The 23,922-nt window shown below is 45.9% G+C and carries 19 protein-coding genes and 1 pseudogene; 15 read left to right on the top strand and 5 right to left on the bottom strand.

Annotated elements, in window-relative coordinates; all coding sequences use genetic code 11:
- Positions 1–316: 316 nt before the first annotated feature.
- The 4 genes from A3EU_RS29740 to A3EU_RS0107755 all read right to left on the bottom strand — a co-directional run bounded on the left by A3EU_RS29740 (position 317) and on the right by A3EU_RS0107755 (position 5,002).
- On the bottom strand, positions 317–1,123 hold the full coding sequence (locus tag A3EU_RS29740; RefSeq protein WP_020535578.1) for an SDR family oxidoreductase: 807 nt from the start codon (positions 1,121–1,123) through the stop codon (positions 317–319).
- 113 nt (positions 1,124–1,236) lie between these two features.
- The gene (locus tag A3EU_RS29735; RefSeq protein WP_020535577.1) at positions 1,237–2,241 is read right to left on the bottom strand and encodes an NAD-dependent epimerase/dehydratase family protein; all 1,005 of its coding nucleotides are present in this window, start codon (positions 2,239–2,241) and stop codon (positions 1,237–1,239) included.
- A 130-nt stretch (positions 2,242–2,371) separates the two neighbouring features.
- Positions 2,372–2,659: a hypothetical protein gene (locus tag A3EU_RS0107760; RefSeq protein ID WP_020535575.1), complete on the bottom strand. Its 288-nt coding sequence runs from the start codon at positions 2,657–2,659 to the stop codon at positions 2,372–2,374.
- Between the two features lie 276 nt (positions 2,660–2,935).
- Positions 2,936–5,002 (bottom strand): T9SS type A sorting domain-containing protein, encoded by a 2,067-nt coding sequence (locus A3EU_RS0107755; RefSeq protein WP_020535574.1) that lies wholly within the window; start codon positions 5,000–5,002, stop codon positions 2,936–2,938.
- A 429-nt stretch (positions 5,003–5,431) separates the two neighbouring features.
- Here A3EU_RS0107755 and A3EU_RS0107750 point away from each other — a divergent pair, with 429 nt between their 5' ends.
- Positions 5,432–6,019: a DUF502 domain-containing protein gene (locus tag A3EU_RS0107750; RefSeq protein ID WP_020535573.1), complete on the top strand. Its 588-nt coding sequence runs from the start codon at positions 5,432–5,434 to the stop codon at positions 6,017–6,019.
- Positions 6,020–6,527: 508 nt separating this feature from the next.
- On the top strand, positions 6,528–7,115 hold the full coding sequence (locus A3EU_RS0107740; protein WP_020535571.1) for an SET domain-containing protein: 588 nt from the start codon (positions 6,528–6,530) through the stop codon (positions 7,113–7,115).
- A 124-nt stretch (positions 7,116–7,239) separates the two neighbouring features.
- Here the strand turns inward: A3EU_RS0107740 and A3EU_RS0107735 are convergent, their stop codons facing one another.
- Positions 7,240–9,669, bottom strand: coding sequence for a TonB-dependent receptor (locus A3EU_RS0107735; RefSeq protein WP_020535570.1), 2,430 nt, complete (start codon positions 9,667–9,669; stop codon positions 7,240–7,242).
- An 86-nt stretch (positions 9,670–9,755) separates the two neighbouring features.
- Here A3EU_RS0107735 and A3EU_RS0107730 point away from each other — a divergent pair, with 86 nt between their 5' ends.
- The 13 genes and pseudogenes from A3EU_RS0107730 (at position 9,756) to sqr (ending at position 23,853) form a co-directional block, all read left to right on the top strand.
- Positions 9,756–10,409 (top strand): lipase family protein, encoded by a 654-nt coding sequence (locus A3EU_RS0107730; RefSeq protein ID WP_020535569.1) that lies wholly within the window; start codon positions 9,756–9,758, stop codon positions 10,407–10,409.
- Between the two features lie 113 nt (positions 10,410–10,522).
- On the top strand, positions 10,523–11,185 hold the full coding sequence (locus A3EU_RS0107725; protein ID WP_020535568.1) for a DUF2461 domain-containing protein: 663 nt from the start codon (positions 10,523–10,525) through the stop codon (positions 11,183–11,185).
- Positions 11,186–11,278: 93 nt separating this feature from the next.
- The gene (locus A3EU_RS0107720; RefSeq protein WP_020535567.1) at positions 11,279–13,471 is read left to right on the top strand and encodes a glycoside hydrolase family 3 C-terminal domain-containing protein; all 2,193 of its coding nucleotides are present in this window, start codon (positions 11,279–11,281) and stop codon (positions 13,469–13,471) included.
- Positions 13,472–13,939: 468 nt separating this feature from the next.
- Entirely contained in the window at positions 13,940–14,563 is a 624-nt protein-coding gene (locus A3EU_RS0107715) for a class I SAM-dependent methyltransferase (protein WP_020535566.1), read from the top strand.
- 15 nt (positions 14,564–14,578) lie between these two features.
- Positions 14,579–15,043 (top strand): hypothetical protein, encoded by a 465-nt coding sequence (locus A3EU_RS0107710; protein WP_020535565.1) that lies wholly within the window; start codon positions 14,579–14,581, stop codon positions 15,041–15,043.
- Positions 15,044–15,062: 19 nt separating this feature from the next.
- Positions 15,063–16,394 (top strand): hypothetical protein, encoded by a 1,332-nt coding sequence (locus A3EU_RS0107705; RefSeq protein WP_020535564.1) that lies wholly within the window; start codon positions 15,063–15,065, stop codon positions 16,392–16,394.
- A 73-nt stretch (positions 16,395–16,467) separates the two neighbouring features.
- Positions 16,468–16,710 carry a hypothetical protein gene (locus A3EU_RS0107700; RefSeq protein ID WP_020535563.1) on the top strand — a complete coding sequence of 81 codons (243 nt, stop codon included), beginning with the start codon at positions 16,468–16,470 and terminating at the stop codon, positions 16,708–16,710.
- A 4-nt stretch (positions 16,711–16,714) separates the two neighbouring features.
- Positions 16,715–17,125, top strand: coding sequence for a type II toxin-antitoxin system VapC family toxin (locus A3EU_RS0107695; RefSeq protein WP_020535562.1), 411 nt, complete (start codon positions 16,715–16,717; stop codon positions 17,123–17,125).
- A gap of 65 nt (positions 17,126–17,190) precedes the next feature.
- A pseudogene (locus A3EU_RS29730) lies at positions 17,191–17,697 on the top strand (metallophosphoesterase family protein); the annotation flags it as partial.
- Between the two features lie 93 nt (positions 17,698–17,790).
- The gene (locus tag A3EU_RS0107685; RefSeq protein WP_020535560.1) at positions 17,791–19,284 is read left to right on the top strand and encodes an alpha-amylase family glycosyl hydrolase; all 1,494 of its coding nucleotides are present in this window, start codon (positions 17,791–17,793) and stop codon (positions 19,282–19,284) included.
- 604 nt (positions 19,285–19,888) lie between these two features.
- Positions 19,889–21,220: a DEAD/DEAH box helicase gene (locus A3EU_RS0107675; RefSeq protein WP_026211281.1), complete on the top strand. Its 1,332-nt coding sequence runs from the start codon at positions 19,889–19,891 to the stop codon at positions 21,218–21,220.
- A gap of 267 nt (positions 21,221–21,487) precedes the next feature.
- Positions 21,488–22,018, top strand: a complete 531-nt coding sequence (locus tag A3EU_RS0107670) for a CIA30 family protein (protein WP_020535557.1) — start codon at positions 21,488–21,490, stop codon at positions 22,016–22,018.
- A 578-nt stretch (positions 22,019–22,596) separates the two neighbouring features.
- Positions 22,597–23,853 (top strand): type III sulfide quinone reductase, selenoprotein subtype, encoded by a 1,257-nt coding sequence (gene sqr / locus A3EU_RS0107665; RefSeq protein WP_026211280.1) that lies wholly within the window; start codon positions 22,597–22,599, stop codon positions 23,851–23,853.
- Positions 23,854–23,922 lie beyond the last annotated feature (69 nt).

Here is a 23,922-nt window from a genome sequence, read left to right as displayed (position 1 = left end):
TACACCGTGTTTGGCCCCATCCCCGGCCCTTCCCATTGTCTAAAATGGCTTCGTTTTGGGATGCGTTTTGCTGGGGAAGGGAGGCGTGATACGCGGTTTTGTTTTGGATTGTCTTTGCTGTTGAATTCGTGAATTTAACCTATAGATACGGCCACTTTTACACCCTTACACTCACCCAACTTTTACACCGTTAATCAGGCTCAGCACAGCAATTACAATCAACCATATTATTAAGATTGAGCCCCATTTTCCGATTTTCAACCATCAACCATCAACCATCAACCATCCAACCACCAACCATCCAACCACCAACCATCTAACCATTTTTCAAATGCTTCCGGATCATCGCCCACTCAAAAATACGGGGGAAGAAACGCGGCATAATCCCCGTTAGTTTACCGAGCAAAGAAAGGGTCTGCTTGTATTTTCGCTTCTCGATGCCACTCACAAAATATTGAGCGACTTCCTCCACGGGCATTTTCTTAAACTGGTCGCGCACAGGCATGGTCACCACCTCGCCTTGCTCGTTGAGGTACGTTTTCGTGGGGTCGTTTTCGGCGAAACCGATATAATTGATGCCTACATGAACGCCCGTTCCGGCCAATTCTATCTTGAGCGATTGCACCAAAGCCGTCAGCGACATTTTAGAGGCCGAGTAGGCCGAGTAATTGGGAATGCCCATAAATCCAGCGATACTGCCGGAAAAGACCACGCTCCCTTTGGTCGCTTTCAAATGCGGAATCGCCGCCTTGGTAGGGTAGAGGACCCCCAGAATGTTGGTATGAAAAACCTTCTGGAAAGCATCGGCCGGAGCATCGGCAATACTGCCCGTCATGGCTAGCCCAGCATTGTTGACCAAAATGTCCAAAGCACCGTATTTGGTGATGGTCTGCTCTACCAGTTGTTCACAATCTTCGTAGATGCCCACATCTCCCTGTATGGGAAACACCTCCAGGCCTCGTGCTTGTAATTCTTCTGCGGTGCGGGTAAGCTTTTCCAGGTTGCGGCCATTCAAAACCACTTTCACTTGCTTGCGGGCCAGCGCTATAGCTACCGCTTTACCAATACCCATACTTGAGCCCGTGACGATGGCTACTTTTCCTGCTAATATCGATTGACTCATTTGTGCCTTTTATTGCGCAGAAAATAAAGTGCGATTTTTTTTAAGTTTTTCAAATAGTTAAAACACTTGAAATGAAGCGTTTATTCAACTATTGTGAAAAACAAAATCGCTTTTTATTTTCGTGCTGTTCCTTTGTTAAGATAACCATTCTCCTGAAACCAATTGAAGGCCTCACGAACGGCAATTTTAATGGGCGTTTGGGGTAATTGTAACTCCTTTACTGCTTTAGCAGCAGTGTAATAGTTGGTGTCCAGGCTTATCTGCGCCACGGCATAACTCACCACCGGTGGCTTGCCTGTCAGGTAGGCCCACATTTGCGAAACCGCACCGTAAAGCAAGATAAAAGGCTTTGGAATCAGTAGTTTAGGAGGCTGAACATCCAGTTCGTCAGCTACCAGCTGATTGAAATCCTTGTACGACAAATTCTCATTGGCCATGATGTAGCACTCACCGCTCCTGCCCATGGTCAGGGCGTTAGCAGCAGCAACGGCTACGTCTTTCACATAAATGAAATTGCGACCACTGGCCGTATATCCCGGTATTTTTTGGTGATACAAGGCCAGCAACAATTCGCCACTACTAGGCTTGGTATCGTATGGCCCCAGCATAAAAGTAGGGTTGATGATAACGGCATCAAGGCCATGATTCTCGACATGGTCAATGATGGCCTCCTGTGCATCTCGCTTCGAGTCGATGTAGTCCAAACCATATTTGCCAGCCGCAAAAGGCGAAGACTCATCGCCGGGATTTTCCAGTGATCCATTGCCAAAAGAATTGGCCGAACCTATGGATACCATCCGTTTTACCTTGGCCTGCAAAGCAGCTTGGATAACATTCAAGGTACCTTCGTGATTCACTCTACGGGTAATCTCCGACCGCTGTGGCCAGATCGAGGTATTCGCTGCTGCGTGAATAATATAGTCGCAGCCTTCGGCGGCTTGAATGACCTCCTCGGCATTGAGCAGATCACCATATCTTTTAGTGACGGTAAGCTCATCCAAGGTCTTGATGTGTCTTCCTTGCTGTATAAATGCGTAGACTTCATGCCCGCGATCCAATACTTCTCTGACAATATTATTGCCCAAGAAACCATCGGCTCCTGTAACCAATACTTTCATTACTAATGCTATAGATGAGTGAAGGGGGTGTAGGCGTCCAAGTTGCGCAAACTACTCCAGTATTTGCGGCGGGCCGAAAGATAGGGAAAATTACGTGGGGTTTACCTCTCGATGAGGTCGTAACAGCGGTTTAAGAAAGAAGGCCACTAGCAGATTGGCGTAAACATCTTTGCTTTTGGGCCATGCCATCTCCCGTCCCGACTTTTCTAGTCGGGACGGGATCGGCACCGGGCCATCCGTTATTACCTGCGGTACCACTGTTGTCCCTTGTCCTTGCGCCATCCTGGCCCCGCGCTCCGGCCTGCTGGCCTGCGCGTTTATACGCTATTTGTCGCAGGGAGGATAGCCCTAACCGCGATTGCTCACAGCAATTGTATTCAATGCCATCTACATCTACCATGTCTCTAAGGAACAGCACGAAAACAAAAGGCGATTCTGTTTTTCATAATAGTTGAATAAACGATTCATTTCAAGAGTTTTAACTATTTGAAAAACCTAAAGAGAATCGCATTTTGTTTTCTGCGCAATACTTAGTGTCCATTGGCCAAATTGGTGTTTCCAGAAAAAGTAATAATTGTCGGTTTCTCTCATGTATTTCGTGGGGTTAAGTAATAGAGAAATAGATGCCTCCAAAATATTTTCTCAATAGTAGGAAGATGTTTTTGGAAGCATCCATCAGTACGTTCGGAGAGTACTATCGCAGCACCACAAACTTACCAGAATAAATTACGCCAATGACACTTTGCATTTTCAAATAATAAATGCCAGGAGATAAGTTGGAGACATCATAGTCAAGCTCATGATGTCCTGCGCTGTAGTCTTGTACGCCAAGGTTACTCACCAACCTTCCCATAGCGTCGTAAATAAGCATACTGGCGGGGGTATCTTGCGCCAAGGTAAAGCTAAAATTCAGGCGATCTCGGGCCGGGTTGGGGAAGAGGAGCGCTTCCGTCATTGCTGCTGAAACTTCCTTCACAGGCGTAGGCCCAGACATTAGTTTTTCCTTTACCACATTGATGATTTCACGCTCTCTTGGGCTCTCATTGTGGTAGGCCAGCATCGCTATTAGCGAGAGCTTGTCTTCGTTCCAGCTGGAAGGGACGATAAACAGGATTTCCTTGCTGTATTGGTCTCCAACGTTAGCGATATTTGGAATAATGCCTGCTGTTCCGAAAGCACCACTAGGCATAGCACGAACGACCCGCTGGTGAGGGTAACCAACAATAGGATTGCCCATTCCCGCGAAGGGATGCCCAAAGGTGGAGTTGTAAAAGTTGACCTGATCATAACCAATTCCCGTACCTGTTACGTCATCTTCTGTAATAGCCAGCGCAAATCGCATATCACCGTAGGCATCGTCTACAAAATCGGCAGTAAGAGTCACCCGCAGAACGCGGTTGGCGGGGTTGTACTCGTGTTCAATGCTTACTTCTGCGGGGGTGTAGCGATCGAGTTGCGCAGCAACCATACTGGCCCAAAGGCTGCGGCCTACCGCAATATTACCCTGAGATGAAGAAAAGACCCTGTTGATACTTGCGTTGGGATAAGCTTGTACCCCCACCAGTTCACTAACGTCATAGCCAGCATTGGTATCCATATCGTCACCTTCATGATAGGCAAGGGCTACGACGTCGTTAGGATGCTCCGCAAGGATTTCCTCCAATTCTACTTCTCCGTCGGGGCAATGGCCGCACCAGGCACCACTAAATTCTTCGATGAGCACCGTCCGGTTACCAGATGTACCACTATAGGTGAAAACGTCTTTACAAAACTGATCATCACAAGGTTTTTGATCGAGGTTGCTTCCATTGAGCTGATCGGCGTATACACAGATGGCAGAAAGCTCGCCGCTGGGAGTGGTCATCCAGGGGATATCGTGAACAAAAGAATAAGTGCCTCCCACGGGGGGAATATTCACGCCAGTGACTTCCATGGTTTGTACCGGACCACCGTTGACCGAATAATTCAAATGAAAAGCATTGATGGCTGTGGTCCCTTTGTTGGTGAGCGTACCGCTCAGTTCGTATTCTCCTAGTAGTACCCTGGTCGGGATATTAAGCTGGGTCAGCTCTATATCATATTCAGCAGCATAAAAAGTATAAACAGCATCATCTAAAAAATCGAAAACACCGAGCGAAGGAAAGTTAATGGCAGGGCTACCTGCGACCATTGTACCAGCACTGCCAGTGGCATTTTCACAACCTATTGTTCCTGTGAGTTGGGTATCGGGGGTACCTGCGGAGTGGACAATGTCAAAATTTCCACATTCGTAAAGCCGAATAGCGAAATAGATAGTACGGTCTGTATTCTCTGGCGTAAGGGCAAACCAGCGAATGAGATGTACCCGGTTGGGTGCTACGCCATAGGTCCAGGAGCTTACGTCTGAGCCGGCACTCACCAACGTAAGTTCTTCCCAGAAGGCATAAATGGCGTTGTTGGGGCCATCAGTGGTAGGCAAGGCGGTATTCGCTGAAGCACTACTATTGGAGTCGGCCTCGCTGAAGCTGATGAAACCATTTTTAGAGGCGACATAACCACTTACGGGTTCGCCATAAAACTCGAAAGGGAAAGGTAGCGACTGCCACTCGGATACATCACTCGTTGAGTTGTGGTTTAGTATCTCGTTGATGTTCGGTACGCCGAAACTCAAAGGATCACCCTCGTAGGAAATTCCTGTAGACATGACGACTTGATAATCTTGCGCAATCACTGTCTGTTGAAGAAGAATAGCGAATAATAATAATAGTAGTAGATGTTTCATTTTTAATAAATTATTGGTCAATAAAAAGGTGTGCAACAAGTGCTTTAAGCGTTGTTACAAAGCTGCGACCGGAACCAGAGTAAGGGGTATTAAAAAAAGGAGGAATCGTATAAAATATCGGCAGGCGTATAAATTTTGGTGCGATCTGTATCAGAAACAGGACATTGGTGCCATTTTTTTAGGCACTGTTCCAAAGAGGTGCTAGATGAAATCGTTTGGGCTTGAATGCTTAAGACGTGGCTTGGACTTCAGTCCGAGCGTGAAGATATTGCGATTGTGGCCGGACTGAAGTCCAGCCTACGTTTTTCCAACCAAACGATTTCATCTAGCTCCTCCAAAGATTACCAAAGAAGAAAAACTTTGTCCTAAATTTGCCCAACCTTTCAACGTAAGTTGCACCTACGTCGCTAATAACCGAAAACTGCACTCATGAAAACCATCGCTACTTATTTTCTCCAAGGTCTTTTGTACCTCACCCCAATTACGGTCACAGGCTACGCCCTGTACTGGGGCTTTACAGAACTGGATCAACTGCTAGGTTTAAGCTTTCCAGGGCTAGGGATTTTGATCATGCTCCTGGTCGTAACGCTGGTGGGCTTCATTGGTAGTTTCCTCATCAAATTGCCCTTTTTTCACTTTCTGGATCACCAGCTAGAGCAGGTACCTTTTATTAAGACCATCTATACCTCGGTCAAGGATATGCTCAAGGCCGCAGTAGGCCAAAAGCAGGGCTTCAACCGTCCGGTATTAGTGAAAATAGGTAACGATACCGAAATTCGCCGCCTCGGTTTTGTAACCGACGAAGGGCTCAAATTCCTCAAAACAGAACAGCAGTTGATCACTGTTTATGTACCTTTTAGTATCTCGTTTAGTGGGCAGTTATTTCTTGTTCCTCCACATTACTTACAACCGGTAGCCGCGAAGTCCTCAGAAATAATGAAGTATGTGATGGCAGGTGGGGTGACGACTGTTGCTGATGATTTTTCGGAGGAAGGTGCTGAAGAAAAAGGAGAATAATAGCGCATAGCGATACACTTAAGCACAGAACCCCTAAGCCCTAAAGCGCATCTTAGTTTCCGAACTAAGATGTTATATCTGGCTGGTCTCCCGACTAGCTAGCGGAACACGCTGTAAATCAATAACAAGCCGCTCTACTACTCCATGTTTTAGGGCCTCCGTGTTCAAAAAGAACTCCGTGTCTCAGCACCTCCGGCGCTAAATTTTTTCTAGTCAAATAACTACCAATCGGAGCAGATGAAAAATAATCAAGCACCGTATTGTTTTATAGACTACATTGCGCCGATTTTTGAGGAGAAACAAGAGCCTGTTTAAATTTTCCTGATCGAGCGAGTGCCACCAAATTTTATGCTGATTAAGGCAAAAAGTGGAGTCGATGCCGGAAGCATCGGTGAGCATTTTTAACGTAAAGCAGCGCAAAATTTGGCAAGCGCAGCCGATTGAGGGAATTTTAAACAGGCTCTAACACCTCCCAATAACTTGTCTCTTTCAACTATTTATTGCGACTATGATTCATCCAAATACGGAGCTTAGATTCATCAATGAATCTATCGGTTACGGGGTGTTTGCAACCAGTGATATCCCCGAAGGAACCATCGTTTATGTCAAAGATAGCCTGGAACTGGTGATTAGCCCCACCGACTATTTATTGCATACGTCTGAGATGCAAGAGGTCGTTGAAAAATATTCCTACATTGATGAAAAAGGCAACCGGATTATTAGCTGGGATTTTGCCAAATACGTCAATCATTGCTGCAATTGCAATACCATCAGCACAGGCTATGGTTTTGAAATTGCCATCCGCGAAATCAAAAAAGGGGAGCAAATTACCGATGAATATGGCATCTTTAACCTCGATTATCCTATGACGCTCGTGTGCGGCGAACCTGGTTGCCGCAAAGTCATTAAACCCGAAGATTTTGATAACTACTACGAGCAATGGGACCACAAAATCCGCCAGTCGATCGATCACCTCTTTGTCGTAGAGCAACCCTTGATGCCCTTTGTTGAAAAAGAAATCCGCGAGCAACTAGATGAATTCTTCCAGAATCCAGAAAGCTATCGTTCGGTTTACTCGCTTAGGTTGAAGAAATAAATTTTTTAAGGTGTTTTTTAAGGTGTAAACGTTGGGTAAGTGTAAAGGTGTAAGCGCCTGGAGACCCCCTTACACCCTTCCACCCTTACACCCTTACACTTTTACCCCCTTCCACCTCTGACACCTAGAAATCATCACTATCTTCTCGACCACCACCTTCGCCACGGCCACCACGTTGCTTGCTTTGGTTAAGGCGGTAACTGAAGGTCATGATCACTTGGCGAGTCTGGCGCCACTGGAAAAAGCTTTCTTCTTGATAGTCGGGTAGATTGATTTCAGAGCGACGAATTCTGGTATTAAACAAATCTCGCCCGCTGAGGGTAAGGGTGCCTTTGCCATTGAGAATATCTAAAGCGGCCGCAATATCCAATGCATAGGAAGATAATCGCCGGCCCTGAGTGGTATTTTGGGGCGCATTATAGCGGAAGGATGCCTGGACTTGTAGTAAGTCACTCACCTTGAATTTGTTGTTGATTCGGCCCCTCCAGGTGTAGGTATCACTGGAATAGTCACGTTCCTGGAATTGGCCGTTCACCTGCTCGCGATAAAAATTGAGGTCGGTGTTGAGGTCCCAGCCTTTTAGGATTTGGTAGGAAAAGTTGAACTCTAAACCGTAAGCATCACGCGCGGAAAGGTTTACAGGGAAAACAAGTGTTGTACCTTCTTCTTCACCAGCTAGAATAAGCCGCTCAATTACTCCGGTAGTATGACGGTAATATACGCTACTCAGCAATGAACCATTCTTCAAATACTGCAAATACCCCATTTCAAAGGCATCCGTAAACTCAGGGCGCAAATTAGGGTTACCCGTATTTATATTTCGAGGATTGTTGAAGTTGGAGAAAGGCAGCAGACGGCGGAAGTAGGGCCGGCTCAATCGGCGGCTGTAGCTCACCTGCAACTGCTTGGTAGTAGAAAACTTGTACGCCAGAGAAGCGCTGGGGAAAAGGTTGAGGTAATCCTGGTCGTTGGACTGTTCTGATTTTAGCAAGGAAGCCGTAATGTCCGACAATTCCGCCCGCAAGCCTACCTGGGCACTGAAAGCCCCAAATTCGTGGGCACCGATCAGGTAGGCCGCATAGATGTCCTCTGTATAGAGCAGCTCGTCATCAAAGCCGGGAAGTACCTCGAAAGTGCCATTGTCGTTTTGTTGTACCTGGAAGTTGTTGTTCACAGTACGCAGTGCCATTCTCATCCCTCCTTCCACTTTGCTTTTGTCACCTATCGGGTAAACATAGTCCGTTTGGAAAAGGAAATTACGCTCATCCTCTGTATTACTGGAAAGCTGCAATAAACGGATAGGAGAGTCATTGTCAACCTGTTCGTAGTCCGCCAGCTCTGTATCATCATCCAGAATATATTTGAGTACCATTGTCCACTCGCGATCTTTTTGCTCAAAGGTCTTTTTATAAGAGATAGAAGCTTCCAGATTGTGGGAGTCTTCCGTTTCTGCGATGTCGCGCAGCGTGAGGTTGGTAATGTTTTCATTGCCGTCAAAATCTCGGTAGGTCACCATCGAGTTGTTGTCTCCTCTGCCAGCGCGGTACAAGAGTGAGCCGGTAATGGTATTCTGAGGATTCATGATCCAGTCGGTTCCCATTTGCAGATAGCCGCTGGTGCTCGCACGGGTTCGATCAGTCGTAGTACTATAAAACTCGGTCAGGTTACCATTCTCAAAAAAACGCTGGGTAGCTTCGCCGCCACCGGGTGATTTTCGGTAGTCAACTCCGAAATTGGAGAAGAAGTTGAAATCTTTTTTCCGATAGTTGAGACTGTAAGACAATCCATAATTTTGGGGATAACCCACCGTAGCTCCAAATGACCCATTAACGCCCTTCTCCTGGTTTTTCTTCAGAATAATATTGATGATACCGGCTTCGCCTTCGGCTTCGTAGCGGGCCGATGGGTTGGTGATCACTTCAATGCTTTCAATGATGTCGCCTTGCATACGTAGCAATGCTTTGGTGTCACCAGCGCTGAGCATACCAGAGGGTTTACCATTAATAAGGATACGCACGCCTTGGCTACCCCGCAGACTGACATTGCCTTCGGGATCAACACTTACAGAGGGAACGTTGTCGAGAATATCTGCCGCGCTGTTACCTCCATTGGTCAGGTCTTTGGATACGTTGAATACCCGACGGTCCAACTTGAATTCCATCTGGCTGCGTTCGGCGGTCACTTCTACTTCTTCCAGTACGGTAGCATCGGATGCCATGAGAATTTCTCCCAGGTTTACATTTTCTTGTCCAGTAGCAACCACAATATTTGGAATAGACTTATCTGAAAAACCAATGAATTGTAGTACTGCATAATAATCACCTGGTGGCACAAGGAGTGTAAATTTACCATCTAAATCAGTGAGGTCATTGCTAACCATATTACTGTCTTGCTGACTGAAAAGGATAACAGTCGCAAAAGGAAGGGGCTCACCTGAGCTTTGCTCTATTAGGGATCCTTGTACAGGAATATTGAGATCAGTGGATTGAGCAAAGAGAAGGTTGCCAAAAAGAAGAATGGATAAGGCTAGTAACAGGCGCGTAAAGTGGAGCATTGATAGTCAGTATTTTATGATATTCGGTGTTGTAACAACGGTTTTATGAAATTGCTCATTTTTTTCTAAAAAAGTTTTACCTTTCTATGGTGAAAAACTTCTTGCCCTTTCCAAGTGTTTGTCTGGCCCTGCTTTTGGGTATGCTCTTATACAGCTGCCAACAAGAGCAACCACAACACTATTTGTTTTTCCTTCATAATCGTTTCCTGGAGGATCACCCGCTTGAAGCAGAGCACCTCCAACACGGACGAACAGAATACAAAGCGATTAAAGCTGCTTTTTCCAATGCAGGATTAAAAGTCGTTAGCGAAAAACGACCACCCAATACTAATGCCCGTACCTATGCTTTAGCAGTTGTGCAGCAAATTGACAGCCTGTTAGCTTTGGGTGTGCCGGCAGATCATATCACAGTAGTGGGTACTTCCAAAGGTGGCTACATCGCGCAGTATGTTTCTACGCTTGCCGCAAATCCACAATTAAGGTTTGTTTTTGTAGCTTCGTTTCAAGACAGTGATATTGAACAAATTCCGGAAATTAACTATTGTGGTGATATCCTGACGATCTATGAGCTTAGTGATCGTTTTGGCGTATCGGCCATTCGCCGTAAGGAAACATCAAGCCTTCCTATTCCCCGATTTGAAGAAATAGAACTAAACACGGGACTTGGACACGGTTTTCTGTTTAAGCCCTTACCGGAATGGATCGTGCCAACAATAAAATGGGCAAAGGCGGAAGGATAAGCGTCTTAAAGTCGAAATAAAAACCTGTCAATGTTATTTAGGGAAGGTCACCTAACCCTTACACTTTTACACCCTTACACCCTTACACCCTTACACTGTTTAACAACCATACCATGAGCAAAAAACAAATTTTTACCTTTCTTCGCGACCTTACGGCCAATAACTCCAAAGAGTGGATGGACGCCAACCGCAAGCACTACCAAACGGCCAAAAACACCTGGTTGGCAGAGATTGAATTGATCCTGAAGCGTTTATCGGTACACGAGCCATCGCTGGAGCAAGTCAAACCCAAGGAAACCATCATGCGGATCAATAACAACCGTAGGTTTCAACCGGATAAGCCGCTGTACAAGGATAATTTTGGTTGTAGTATCGGCATGGATATGAGCAAGCCTGGATTTTATATCCACCTGAGTCCCAGTGGCTCTTTTGTTGGCGGTGGTATCTATCGGCCCGAAAAGGAAGTGTTGCAAAAAATTCGGGAAGCAGTAGACTATGATGGGGCTCGCTTGCGGGAGCTTACCAGTACGGCACCTTTCACTGATTTCTACGCTGGCCTCGACGAAGACGACCAAGCGCTCAAAACAGCCCCACGAGGTTTTCCTAAAGATCACCCAGAGATTGAGTTGCTGCGCCGTAAGAATTTTACAGCTATCAAACCTTTGTCTGAACAGGAGATTGTCTCGGATGATTTTCCTGCTTTGATTGAACGAGCTTACCTTTCTCTTCAGCCATTATGCAATTATCTTATGCAAGCAGTGGAGTTTGAAGAATAAAGTTTCGAAATAAGCGCTTATCTTTGGTTCTTGTAAATACAACACTAAGTGCTTAGTGGGGTGCATTACCAAACTTTAAAACCTAATCATCGTATGATCCACTCCTTGAAAAATTATTTCCTCCTGGGTATGCTAGCCCTTCCATTCCTGTTTTTGGCGTGCGAAGGACCTACTGCTCCTGTCGAGGAAGCAACCGAAAAAGCACCTGATATAGAAGCGGCCATTGATTCACTGATGAGCCAGTTGACATTAGAAGAAAAAGTACACATGATTCACGCCAGTTCTGCTTTTACCAGCGGCGGGGTAGAACGTTTGGGCATTCCTGAGCTCATTATGTCGGATGGCCCTCACGGTGTACGCCACGAGCACGGCCGCGATTGGGTGAAAGACGAAGGTGTAAGAGATAGTAGCACCTATTTACCTGTAGGTACTGCCCTGGCTGCCACCTGGAACCGTGATCTTGGCTATGCTTTCGGTAGTGTGTTGGGGAGCGAGGCCAATTACCGGGGCAAGGACATCATTCTTGGACCTGGCCTCAATATCATTCGTAGCCCGCTCAATGGCCGTAATTTTGAATACCTGACAGAAGACCCTTACCTCAATGCTGAAATGACCGTGGGGTACATCAAAGGTGTGCAAGACCAAGGCGTAGCCGCTTGTGCCAAGCACTTTGTGGCCAATAACCTGGAATATGAGCGCGAGCAAGTAAACGTAGAGATGGGTGACCGTGCTTTGTATGAAATCTACCTGCCTGGCTTTAAAGCTGCGGTACAGGAAGGCGGCGTTTACACCGTTATGGCTGCGTACAATAAATTTCGGGGCGATTACTGTGCTCATAGCGAATACCTGTTGGATGGTATTTTGAAAACAGAATTCGGCTTTGATGGTGCGGTGATCAGTGATTGGAATGCCGTTAAAAATACGATGGAAGCTGTCAACGCCGGGATTGACCTCGAAATGGGTTCCGATTTGCCCATGCTGGCTATGGGCCCCCCGGATTACGGCAAATTTCACATGGGCGATACCGTTGTCACCTTGGTTAATAACGGTACGGTTGATGTAGCGCTTGTTGATAAAAAAGTACGCCGCCTGTTGCGGACGATGTACCGTATTAATGCTTTTGGCGAACGTGAACCTGGTGCCTACAATACGCCAGAACACCAAAGAATTGCTCGCCAGATTGCTGATGAAGCAATCGTTTTACTTAAGAACGACGGTATGTTGCCTTTAGAGCAGTCGGCGACGAAAACCTTAGCGGTTGTTGGTGCGAATGCTACCCGTAAGCACGCCGGAGCGGGTGGTAGCTCTCAGGTGAAAGCTTTCTACGAAGTGACACCTTTGGATGGATTACAAAATCTTTTGGGCGAAGGAACGGCAGTTTCTTATGCAGAAGGCTATACCGTTAGCCGCGAAGGTGGTAGTGATGCAGACCTTATTGCTGCAGCTGTAGCGCAGGTCAAGGACGCCGATGCAGCCATCTACGTAGGCGGCTGGATTCACGGTTTTACCGACGAGTGGAACGATAATGCTTACGATGCTGAAGCTACTGATAAAGAGAGTATGGAACTTCCTTTCGGGCAAGATGAGTTGATAGAGGCACTTTTAGCTGCTAATCCTAATACGGTAATTGTCCTTATGGGCGGTGGCCCAATCGATATGCGCAAGTGGCAAGGCAAAGCCAAAAGCATTGTACAGGCCTGGTATCCTGGAATGGAAGGCGGCAATGCTTTAGCAGACATCCTTTTTGGTAACCTGAACCCTTCCGGTAAATTACCAATGACTTTTCCTGTGAAACTGGAAGACAGCCCTGCGCATAAGCTGGCCGTTACTGGTTTCGAATCGCTGGAGCAGAATTATACGGATGGTATTTTTGTGGGTTACCGCTATTTTGATTCTTACGAAGTAGCACCTGCTTTTGCCTTTGGTCACGGACTTTCGTACACTTCTTTCGGCTACGATAACCTCACTATCACCAAAGAAGACGGAACTGTAACAGTGAGCGTTGATGTTACCAATACAGGAGATGTCAAAGGCGCAGAAGTGGTGCAGGTCTATGTAAAAGATGACGAAGCGAACTTGGAGCGCCCTGCTAAAGAGCTGAAGGCCTTCCAGAAGATTAAGCTAGAACCTGGTGCGAGCCAAAGCTTGACATTTGAACTGGACGAAGATGCTTTTTCCTACTACGATGACAAGCAAAATAAATGGGTATTGGAGCCCGGCACCTTTACCATTTTAGTAGGTAGTTCTTCTCGCGATATTCGCCAGGAAGGGCAGTTTACCTGGTAAACGTTCTATTGAAATAACAAAGATGAGTCATCCCGAATTTTGATTGTCATCAAAATCCGTGCTGATCAACAGCAAAACTTATCGTTAAAGATGAAGCCCCGTGATTTCTATTAGTGAAATCATGGGGTTTCGTACAAAAAGTCAGACAAATCATTCTTTTCAGCTATACCCGGCACTAAGTGGTTTGGGAATATTAGCGCAATGTCATTTTGTGTTCTGATAAGGCGAAAAACGTAGTCGAAACCTAAGTTTCGGCGAGGCTTTTCAACGCAGTCAGAACACAAAAGGACAAGTGAAAATGTCCCAAACCACTTAGTAACGGGTATATTATAATGATCCTCTCTAAATGAAAGTCAGGCTGGATTTTGGCTTCAGCCAAAATTCGGGATGACTCATGTTTATTTGTTGGCAGGATCGTTAACGGAAAGGATATTCGTGATGTTAAGTGTGTAAAGCAATTATAATAAAATGCAAAAGAATTTTTGGGATCAACGTTATGGTGAAAAGGCGTACGCTTACGGGGAAAAACCCAACGCTTTTTTTAAAGAACAACTCTTAAAGCTTTCACCAGGGCGAATTCTTTTACCGGCGGAAGGGGAGGGGCGCAATGCCATTTTCGCCGCCCGGCACGGGTGGGAGGTTGTTGCCTTTGATCAGAGTTATGCTGGCCGTGAAAAAGCCCTGCGATTGGCTGACAAATTCGGCGTAACCATTGAATACTTGGTGGGAGAATTTCAAACACTTTCATTTGCTCGCGAAAGCTTTGATGCTATCGGGCTCATTTATGCCCACTTTTCAGCGGAAGCGAAGTCGGAATACCATGGTGTCCTCAGTAGTTATCTTCAACCTGGTGGGCTTATTATATTGGAGGCTTTTAGCAAATCCCATTTACAATACAGTAGCCAAAATCCAGCGGCGGGTGGACCCCGAAATATTGATATGCTTTATTCTGAAGAAGAGCTTCGTGCAGATTTTGCCAATTATGAAATGCTGCAATTGAAGGAAGAAGTTATTAAGCTGGAAGAAGGCCTTTACCACAATGGAGAAAGTGCCGTTATGCGAATGCTGGCAAAGAAAAAGCATGCTTTTTAGAAAAATACCTGTGTTATGATCATTCGGTTTACCAAAAAAGAACACCGCTGCCAACTCACCTATCAACGCCATGATGGGGAGATGCTGGTAGCTGATTTAGGCCCCGACCTACCCGGTCATGATCTAGCCCATTTTGTGATGGAACAAAAGCTGGGGATGCGCGCGGGCTTCTATGGTAACCTTTACGCTGGATACACCATGGCGCAATTAGGTGACAAAGAGGTGATTTTCCAGTTGCCGGCTGAAACCATGATTGCGGAAGTGGCCACCAGAGCACTACAATCTTTAACAGGAGGTGCTTGTAAGCCAGAGGAATTCAATGAGTTGATCAACCTGGAGTTGAGTGGTATGTCTACCGATTATCGTATCCATTTATCCCCGGCAGAGGTTACCCAACTAATGAATGATTATCGGCATCTGATAAGCCAGTGGAATGCATTGCCAATGGGGGAAACCCTGGAATTGGAAATGCAGATTTGATTAATTAAAGCTCAATAATATGCGTCTCTCTTTCTTTTTTTCTCTTGGCCTTCTTATGCTCATTTTTAGTTGTGAACCATCATCACCTCTGCCTGAAGTGATGGAAAGGGTATCGGAAACAACTTTTTTTGAGCAACTTGAAATGACCAACCCTACCCATGTTTATGAAGTGAATTCGGAACAGGAAGTAAATTTGACCACCCAAAAAGGTGTGGAGCTCTACATCGAGCAAGGTTCATTTGTGGATGCCAATGGTGAGCCTGTAGTCGGCAAGGTGGATATTAGTGTCAAGGAGGTCTTTTCAAGTTCTGAGGTCTTTATGGAGCCAATAGTGACCACCTGCAACGGTGCTCTTATTGAAACCAGAGGGATGCTTAAAATTACGGCCGAGCAAAATGGAAACGAGTTGGCCTTGGCGCCAAATAAAGCCATAGAGCTTACTTTTCCTGGCCCTTTGGATCAATATGAAGGGGCAAGCTTGTTTTACGGTAAAGAAGGGCCGAATAACCAAATAACTTGGGAGGAAGCTGGCCCCAAAAGCAGTGGACTAAGAATCGATACAGTGTTACTGGAAGATGGAACGATGGTTATGGATACGATTAGGAATGTACGTGGTGAACTGCGAATTGGAAACGGAAGCAATGTTGACGTTAAACTCTATTTTTATTTTTTGGAGGATATTGATAGGGATGACAATTACTTTGCTTTGATGGAAGAACTGACCACCTTTTTTTCTACGCCTTCAATAACAGCGATTTTAGAAAAAAACGGAAGCTCCTATCCGAATGCACAGATATATTGGACGCTTTTTAGTGATGGTGATTTAGAGGTTTATGGTGTCAAAGGGGATTTGTCTAAAATGGAGAAGGCGGCGTTAACGAAGGAGATCAATAGTATAGACGGTTTGCGGGTGTTTAACCGAAGTGGAGCACGTGCTGATGTCTCTGGGCATGCCGACCTAAGTTTGGTTGAGGAAGAGGTGATTATTCTTGAAGAATTCACGCTCAAATCCTATCAATTGGGCTGGGTCAATTGCGATATCTTCTGGCGTACGGAAGCTCCAATGGTGAATATGGAAGTATCTGGCGTGGAGGAAGGAAGTATCGTGAAAATGATCTTTGCTAACTTTAAAACCATTGTTGAAGGAGCTAGAAGGAGCGATGGGACCTTGGTTTTTGAAAATATCCCGCAAGGAGAAGAGGTAAGCATTGTTGCCGTAGGAAAGAAAGAAAAGCAAGCTCTTCTTTCGATCACAGCGACAACTGTAATGGAACAAGGCCCGGAATTACAACCATTTAAGGAAGTTACGAGCGAAATGCTAACATTGGCATTGGACGATTTTTTTGAATAGCTTTGAGTTTTACAGATTGATTAGTTTCGGAACCTTGAAGTTCTTATTTTTGTTTAATGAAAAAAGCAAAACTATGGAAGATTTACTTATATCTAAGTATGTAAAACTCTTTGAGTTAATGTCTTTAGAGTCAAAAATAGAGCTTCTGTCAAAACTTACAGAGAGTATGAAAAAAGGATTCTCTAAGAAGGCAGAACCAGATAAGAAAGAGCTATCACGTGAACTTTTTGGAGCTTGGGCAGATATTGATGATGATATCACTGAATTAATTTACTCATCAAGAACCATCTCTAAGAGGGACGTTAATTTTGATTAATAGCATGGCACAATATTTATTAGATACCGATATTTGCATCGCTTTTTTGAAAGGAAAGAATGACTTGCTCAAAAAAATAGAAAAAGTAGGATTCGATAATTGCTTTGTATCAGAGATTACTATTGGGGAATTGAGCTATGGCGCTTACTTTAGCGATAGAATAGAGAAACATAAAGAGGAAGTTGTAAAGACCAAGAAGCTATTTAATGTTATTCCAATATCTGAATGTTTGGAACTATTTGGTAAAGAAAAAGCGAGACTTAGGAGAGAGGGTAATTTGATTCATGACTTTGATTTATTGATAGGTTCTACTGCTGTTTATTTTGATATGATCATGGTCACTAATAATGAGAAACACTTAAGTAGAGTTTCAGGCATAGTGATAGAAAACTGGATAAAGCATGATGTGAAATAGTCATGGGAACTCTATTTTCCTGAAATTCCTTTGGATAGGGTAGGGGGGGGCTTTGTGGTGATCTTTACGCTCGCCCTGATCGGCGCGGCGGTTTGGGCGATGTGCGCCACGTTTGGCGAGCTTTCAACGAGCACTTTGCCTTCGTGGCTGGGGTAGCGGGCAACCATGATAGCTTTGGCACTCCCGATGAGTTTGCTGCTTTTCAGCGGGAAGCTGGTATCCATTTTCTGAATGGCAACATTCGTAAGATTGGCGGAATGGAAGTAGGCGGCATTAGCGGTGTAATAGGCCAGCCTGGGAAACCGAATCGGGTAGCCGAGAAAGATTTTCTGGCCCAATTGAAGCGACTCGCCCTCAAACAACCGGATCTTATTTTACTCCATGAAGGCCCCAGTCATTACGCTCCTTCACTGACCGGAAATGAGCAGGTTAGGGAGGTTTTGGCTACTTCTCCGAAGAATACCGTTTGCTGTGGCCATCGCCATTGGCCCATTACTTTGGTAGAAACCCCTAAAGGCACACAAATTATCAATCTTGACGCGAAGTGCCTCATTTTGGTCAATGAGCGTTAAACCTGAGCGGGCTATTAGTCTTTCATTTTTAAAATTTACCTATCTTACTGTCCTCCTATTAAAACCGACATTCTTCAACCAAAACGTTGTTTTATGAACGGTTTCTTTTTTCGTTATTTACTGCTAAATTTAACGGTTTTTAGCTTCTTTTTTTCTTGCGAAACTGCTGGAAAAACGGAAGATTCCTCTACCGCAGAGGCACCTGCCTTCGAGATGCCCCGCTTGCCGGATTGGCACAAGAATGCGACCATTTACGAAGTCAACCTACGACAATACACGCCAGAAGGAACTTTCAATGCTTTTGCAACCCACCTGCCTCGTCTCAAAGAAATGGGTGTCGATATTTTGTGGTTGATGCCTATTCATCCGGTATCTCTGGCCCGACGGAAAGGAGAAATGGGTAGCCCTTACGCCGTAGGCGACTATCTGGATGTTAACCCCGATTTTGGGACAATGGATGATTTTAAGGCATTGCTGAAGGCTATCCACGACCAAGGGATGTACTGCATCATCGACTGGGTACCCAACCACACTGGCTGGGATAACCCCTGGATTACGGCACATCCCGATTGGTACACGCAAGATGCAGACGGCAATATTGTAGATCCTCTGAACCCGGAAACAGGCGAATCCTGGGGTTGGACAGATGTTGCAGACCTTAATTATGACAACCCTGATATGCGCCGGGGGATGATTGACGCGATGACCTTCTGGGTGAAGGATATTGGTATTGATGGTTTCCGTGTAGATGTAGCGCACGGTGTACCCCTGGATTTTTGGGAAGACTGCAATAAGGAGCTTTACCAGATCAAGCCGTTGTTTATGCTGGCCGAAGCAGCTATCCCAGATCGGCGCAACAGTGGCGGTTTCGTTATGGATTACGCATGGGAGATGCACCACTTGCTGAATGAAATTGCCAAGTACCAAGGGGCCAGTCGTAGTGACAATAAACAATTGGTTCAAGGAAATCTCGTAGAAGGAAAGGACCAACATCTGGAACCTAAAACGGCCCTCGATATTGACACCATCCTGGCGAAAAACCAAGAGGAATACCAGCAAGGCTACTTTATGCACTTTACCTCTAACCATGATGAAAACTCCTGGGCCGGTACAGAGTTTGAACGGATGGGAGATGGCCACTTGGCTTTTGCGGTATTGACGGCGACTTTTGATGGGATGCCGCTGTTGTATTCAGGTATGGAGTCTGCGATGGATAAGCAACTCGAATTTTTCAAAAAAGACAATATAGAATGGGGCGATTATCAATACGCTCCTTTTTATCAAAAACTCTTCGACCTTAAGCACCGTAATGAAGCCCTCTGGAATGGCGAAGCTGGCGGTGCATTGGTAAAAATCCCTACCGGGAATGATGAAAATATCTACGCTTTTACCCGTGAAAAGAATGGCGATAAAGTGGTCGTAATCATCAACCTTTCAGCAGAGGAGCAAGCACTGAAATTAACGGGCGACAATTTTGAGGGGACTTATTCCGACCTGTTTTCCGGCGAAGAAACAGCACTCACCAAGGATTGGGCAACGAAAATGGCTCCTTGGACCTATCGCGTACTGCACCACGAAAAGGAGTAAGCAGTAGAGGGTAGAGCGGTTCGGTACGCTTTGCGCCGCTTCTCCGTAGGGTCGGGTTTTAAAATCCGACCCTACCTAGTTTAACGTGATGTTTGAGTGCAAAGGGCTCATTATCAGTAAGCTAAATACATCAAACCTCACTGTACTAGGTAAAAAGTAGATGGTACTTGGTATAGAATCCATTTTAGGGATTCAAAACTCTGAGGAGGAACGACAACTCTGAGGAGCCTGCGACGATCACCGCAGGTCATCAGCGTAGCTAATCCTTGTACCCTGTACTAAGTACTTGGTACAGTGAGATTTGCCTAGTCATTTCTTGCCTTCTAGGAATACAAAAAGGCACCACGAAGTAGCAGCGCAAGCTAAACCTCACGTTTTTTAGCAAACGCCTTTCCAAATCGTATAACTCGATTCGTTCCATCTGCTCCCCTTTTACGGAAAGCGTTACGGGATTGGGGAATATTTCAATGGCAGGGCTATTGATTTTAGCGATAAGCATTCCTGTGAAATTGGTGTGGCCATCCTGTTTTATGCTTTTGATGCGTTTAACCTATATATGGTTCAAAAAAGCAAGAATTCCTCTAAAAACTGCTACCTTTGCACCGTGAAATTTACAGATTTTAACCTTTCGAAGTCGCAACTCAAATCACTGGCAGATGCCGGGTTAGAGACGCCAACGCCCATTCAGGAGCGTGCCTTTTCCGTGATTATGTCCGGTAAAGATGTTATTGGTATTGCCCAAACAGGCACCGGAAAAACACTGGCCTACCTGCTGCCGGTGCTCCGTATGTGGAAGTTCCAGAAACACCGCTTACCGCAGGTGCTTATTATGGTGCCTACCCGCGAACTAGTTATGCAGGTGGTAGAAGAAATCGAGCGTATCACGACTTATCAAAACGTGGTAGCTATAGGTGTTTTTGGGGGGGTAAATATGAAACGCCACCAAGCAGCTGTAGAAGATGGTTTGGATATACTGGTAGGAACGCCTGGCCGAATTTTTGACCTGGCTCTCCAAGGTTCATTGCGGTTTAAAGAAATTCGCCATCTTATTCTCGACGAAGTCGATGAGCTCTTGGCCCTCGGGTTTCGGCCACAGCTGACGAAGATCATTGACATCTTACCCAAAAAGCGCCAAAATTTACTCTTTTCCGCCACCATGACGGAAGATGTTCAGGAAGTGATCGATACCACCTTTGATTATCCGGTAATTATCGAAGCTGCCAGAGTGGGTACACCATTGGAAAACATAGCCCAAGCGGTTTACAATGTTCCCAACTACAAGACAAAACTCAATCTCCTTCAGCACCTGCTACAGGATAAGGAAACTTATCAGCGTGTTCTCGTTTTTGCGCCCAGCAAGCGACTCGCTGATATGGCTTACGAGCAACTGCTGGTCGATTTTGAGGAAGAAATGGGCGTGATTCACGGTAACAAAAGCCAGAATTTTCGCTTTGAAAGTCTCCGGAAATTTCACGCCGGAGAGACTAGAATCCTTATCGCCACGGATTTGATCTCCAGAGGTATGGATATCGACGATGTCTCTCACGTTATCAATCTGGATACCCCCACCACGGCCGAAGATTACATCCACCGTATCGGTCGTACTGGCCGTGCAGATAAAGATGGTATTGCGATCACCTTTGTTAGAGAAGAGGAGCAAGAGTTATTGAAGGCAGCCGAAGAGCTCATGCAGAAAACCGTCGAGGTACTCCCCGTGCCTGAAGGAGTAGAAGTGTCGGAAGAATTGATTCCGGAAGAGATGCCCAACCTGCGGGTACCCAATGTGCGGGTGAAGATGGCCCCCAGAGGTGAAGGTGCTTTCCATGAAAAGAAGTACAAAAACACGAAAGTAAACCTCACCCGCCGCGAACTGGAAGAAAAGCGCGGCCGTAAGAAGGCGGATAACCGCAATAGAAAGAAGAAAAAGAAAAGGTAGGGAACGGTACTTGGTATTATGTACTAGGTATTTTGGTTTCCTTTTGGTTGAGTAGAACCGTTTATTTGTGCGGGGTGCGGAAAATACTTTTGATTTCCGATTTTGAGGCTGGTTGGTCAGATGGGGGAGCCCACCTTTACACTTTTCCAACGTTTGCACTTTTCGGGTGCGAAGTGCGGGGTGTGCGCTACTATAATGACATCCCCTAAATCTGGCTAAATCTTGCCTTCAGGGGAAACAATTTGGGCCACGGACTATTTTATAGTCATGAAAGCTCTAATTTTCCTCGTAAACCTCTTACTCATGGCTGCCGCACCCCTTCTCTTTGATTTTACTAGCAATACAGATCCTACCACTTGGCGCGTTGTTGATGATGTGGTGATGGGTGGCCGTTCGGATGGTCATTTCAAGATTAACGAAGCCGGTAATGGCCTGTTTTACGGTGAAGTATCGTTGGAGAACAATGGTGGGTTTTCCTCTGTCCGGCATCGTTTTAAATCAAAACAGGTAAGCGATTATTCCCATTGTGTCATCCGGCTCAAAGGCGATGGGCGCCGCTACCAGCTACGGTTCAAGAGCAGCCCTGATGATGCCCATTCTTATGTTTATTACTTCACCACCACTGGCGAGTGGGAGGAGATCACCGTGCCCTTGGCAGAGATGTACCCTACCTTTAGAGGCCGCAAATTGCGCATGCCCAACTACCCCGGTGAGCAACTGGCAGAGATCGCATTCCTGATCGGCAATAAAGAGGCGCAAGCCTTTCGCTTGGAGCTGGATTATTTGAGGCTAGCGTAGTTGCAATTGGTTGTTAATTGAATTTCTCGCATCTTTTTTGGGGCCCTGCCGGCAGCAGCGTTGCGGTGCAAACGCCACTGCGGCACCAGGCTGTCTATCCCTGCGGTCTGCCCATCCTTGGTCCTCCTCGTCACTGCGGCGTGCTTCGGCCTATTGGCCTACGCACATTTTATGTGTTTTGACCTTTCCGAGGTATTTCGTTTGATTCCCACTCCTGATTTGGTTGAGATGTGTCCCAATCGTAGATCGCACTGGTACGATTGGTGCAAAATAGCGCGCAAGCCAACGGCTGAAGCGCGAGGCGTTCCGATCTTCCATCGGAAACTAAGGACAAGGGATCGCAGCGGTATGCAATGCGCAGCACTGCATGAGAGCGAAGAGCCCGGTGCCGATCCCGTCCCGACTTTTCTAGTCGGGACGGGAGATGGCATGGCCCCAAAGCACCTGAAAGCTACTTTAGGTGCTCCCCGTTGCCGCTACAAATGAAATATGATGAAAATCACATGTTTCGTTGATGAAAATCAATGACCTCGCTGGTATAGTCGGGTAATTTTGTAATGAATTAGATAACCAGCAAAATGAAAAATCTCTTAATCTTAGGTGCGGGTACAGCGGGAACGATGATGGCCAACCACCTCGTCAAGAAGTTGCCTGCCAACGAATGGCAAATCACGATTGTCGATAAAGAAAAAACGCATTATTACCAACCTGGGTACTTGTTTGTTCCTTTCGATATCTATAAACCAGAACAGATTGTTAAGTCTATTGATCAGTTTATTCCTAAAGGAGTGAAACTGGTGCGTGAGCCTATTGACCGGATCGCTAAAGACGAAGACCAGGTGTATCTGGCTAATGGTGAAGCGCTGAGTTATGATTTGCTCATCGTTGCTACAGGTACCGATATTGCTCCTGACGAGATAGAGGGAATGCTGGGTGAGCACTGGCAGGAGAGCATCTTTGATTTCTACACCTTCGATGGTGCGAGCAATTTGCGCAAGAAGCTGATGAATTGGGAGGGCGGTAAAATGGTCGTTCATATCTGTGAAATGCCGATCAAATGTCCGGTAGCTCCCTTGGAGTTTGCCTTCCTCGCCGATTCTTTCTTCAAGAATAAAGGGATGAGGGACAAGGTAGACCTCACCTTCGTGACACCGATGGATGGTGCCTTTACCAAGCCGCGAGCCACCAAGGAACTCAACTACTTGCTGGAGCAGAAAAACATCCGCATTGTCCCCAATTTTAATGTAGAACGAGTCGACGGCGAAGCGAGGAAAGTATACGACTACGGCGGTCAAGTAGTAGATTATGATCTGCTGGTGACGGTGCCTACCAACATGGGAGACCCCATGATCGAACGTTCTGGTATGGGGGATGATCTGAACTTTGTGCCGACGAATAAGGCCACGCTGCAAAGCCTGGTCAAAGACAACATCTTTGTGATCGGCGATGCTACCAATGTTCCAGCTTCTAAAGCGGGTTCTGTAGCTCACTTTGAAGCAGAGGTACTGACAGAAAACATCCTTGCCTACATCGCAGGTAAAGAAATGAACGGAAGCTTTGATGGCCACGCCAACTGTTTTGTAGAAACAGGAAATGGCAAAGCGCTACTCATTGACTTTAACTACGATCAAGAACCCGTAACGGGTACCTTCCCAATACCAGGAGTAGGCCCACTACGGTTGCTCAAAGAGAGCCGGGTAAACCACTGGGGTAAGCTGGCTTTTCGCTGGATTTACTGGAATATGCTGATCACCGGAAAACCGATCCCCTTCGTGTCTTCTGCGATGATGACTGCCGGTAAAGACATAGAACCTGCGCCTGCTGAGGTAGGATAATAGCAGTACTGCTACGACAAAGCAATCAACCAACAACAATCAATCAATCAATCAACTAACAACTAATAA

The organism is Lewinella cohaerens DSM 23179, assembly GCF_000379805.1.
Taxonomy (GTDB): domain Bacteria; phylum Bacteroidota; class Bacteroidia; order Chitinophagales; family Saprospiraceae; genus Lewinella; species Lewinella cohaerens.
Note: the sequence above shows the minus strand (reverse complement) of the source record. Positions and strands in the feature narration are given on the sequence as shown.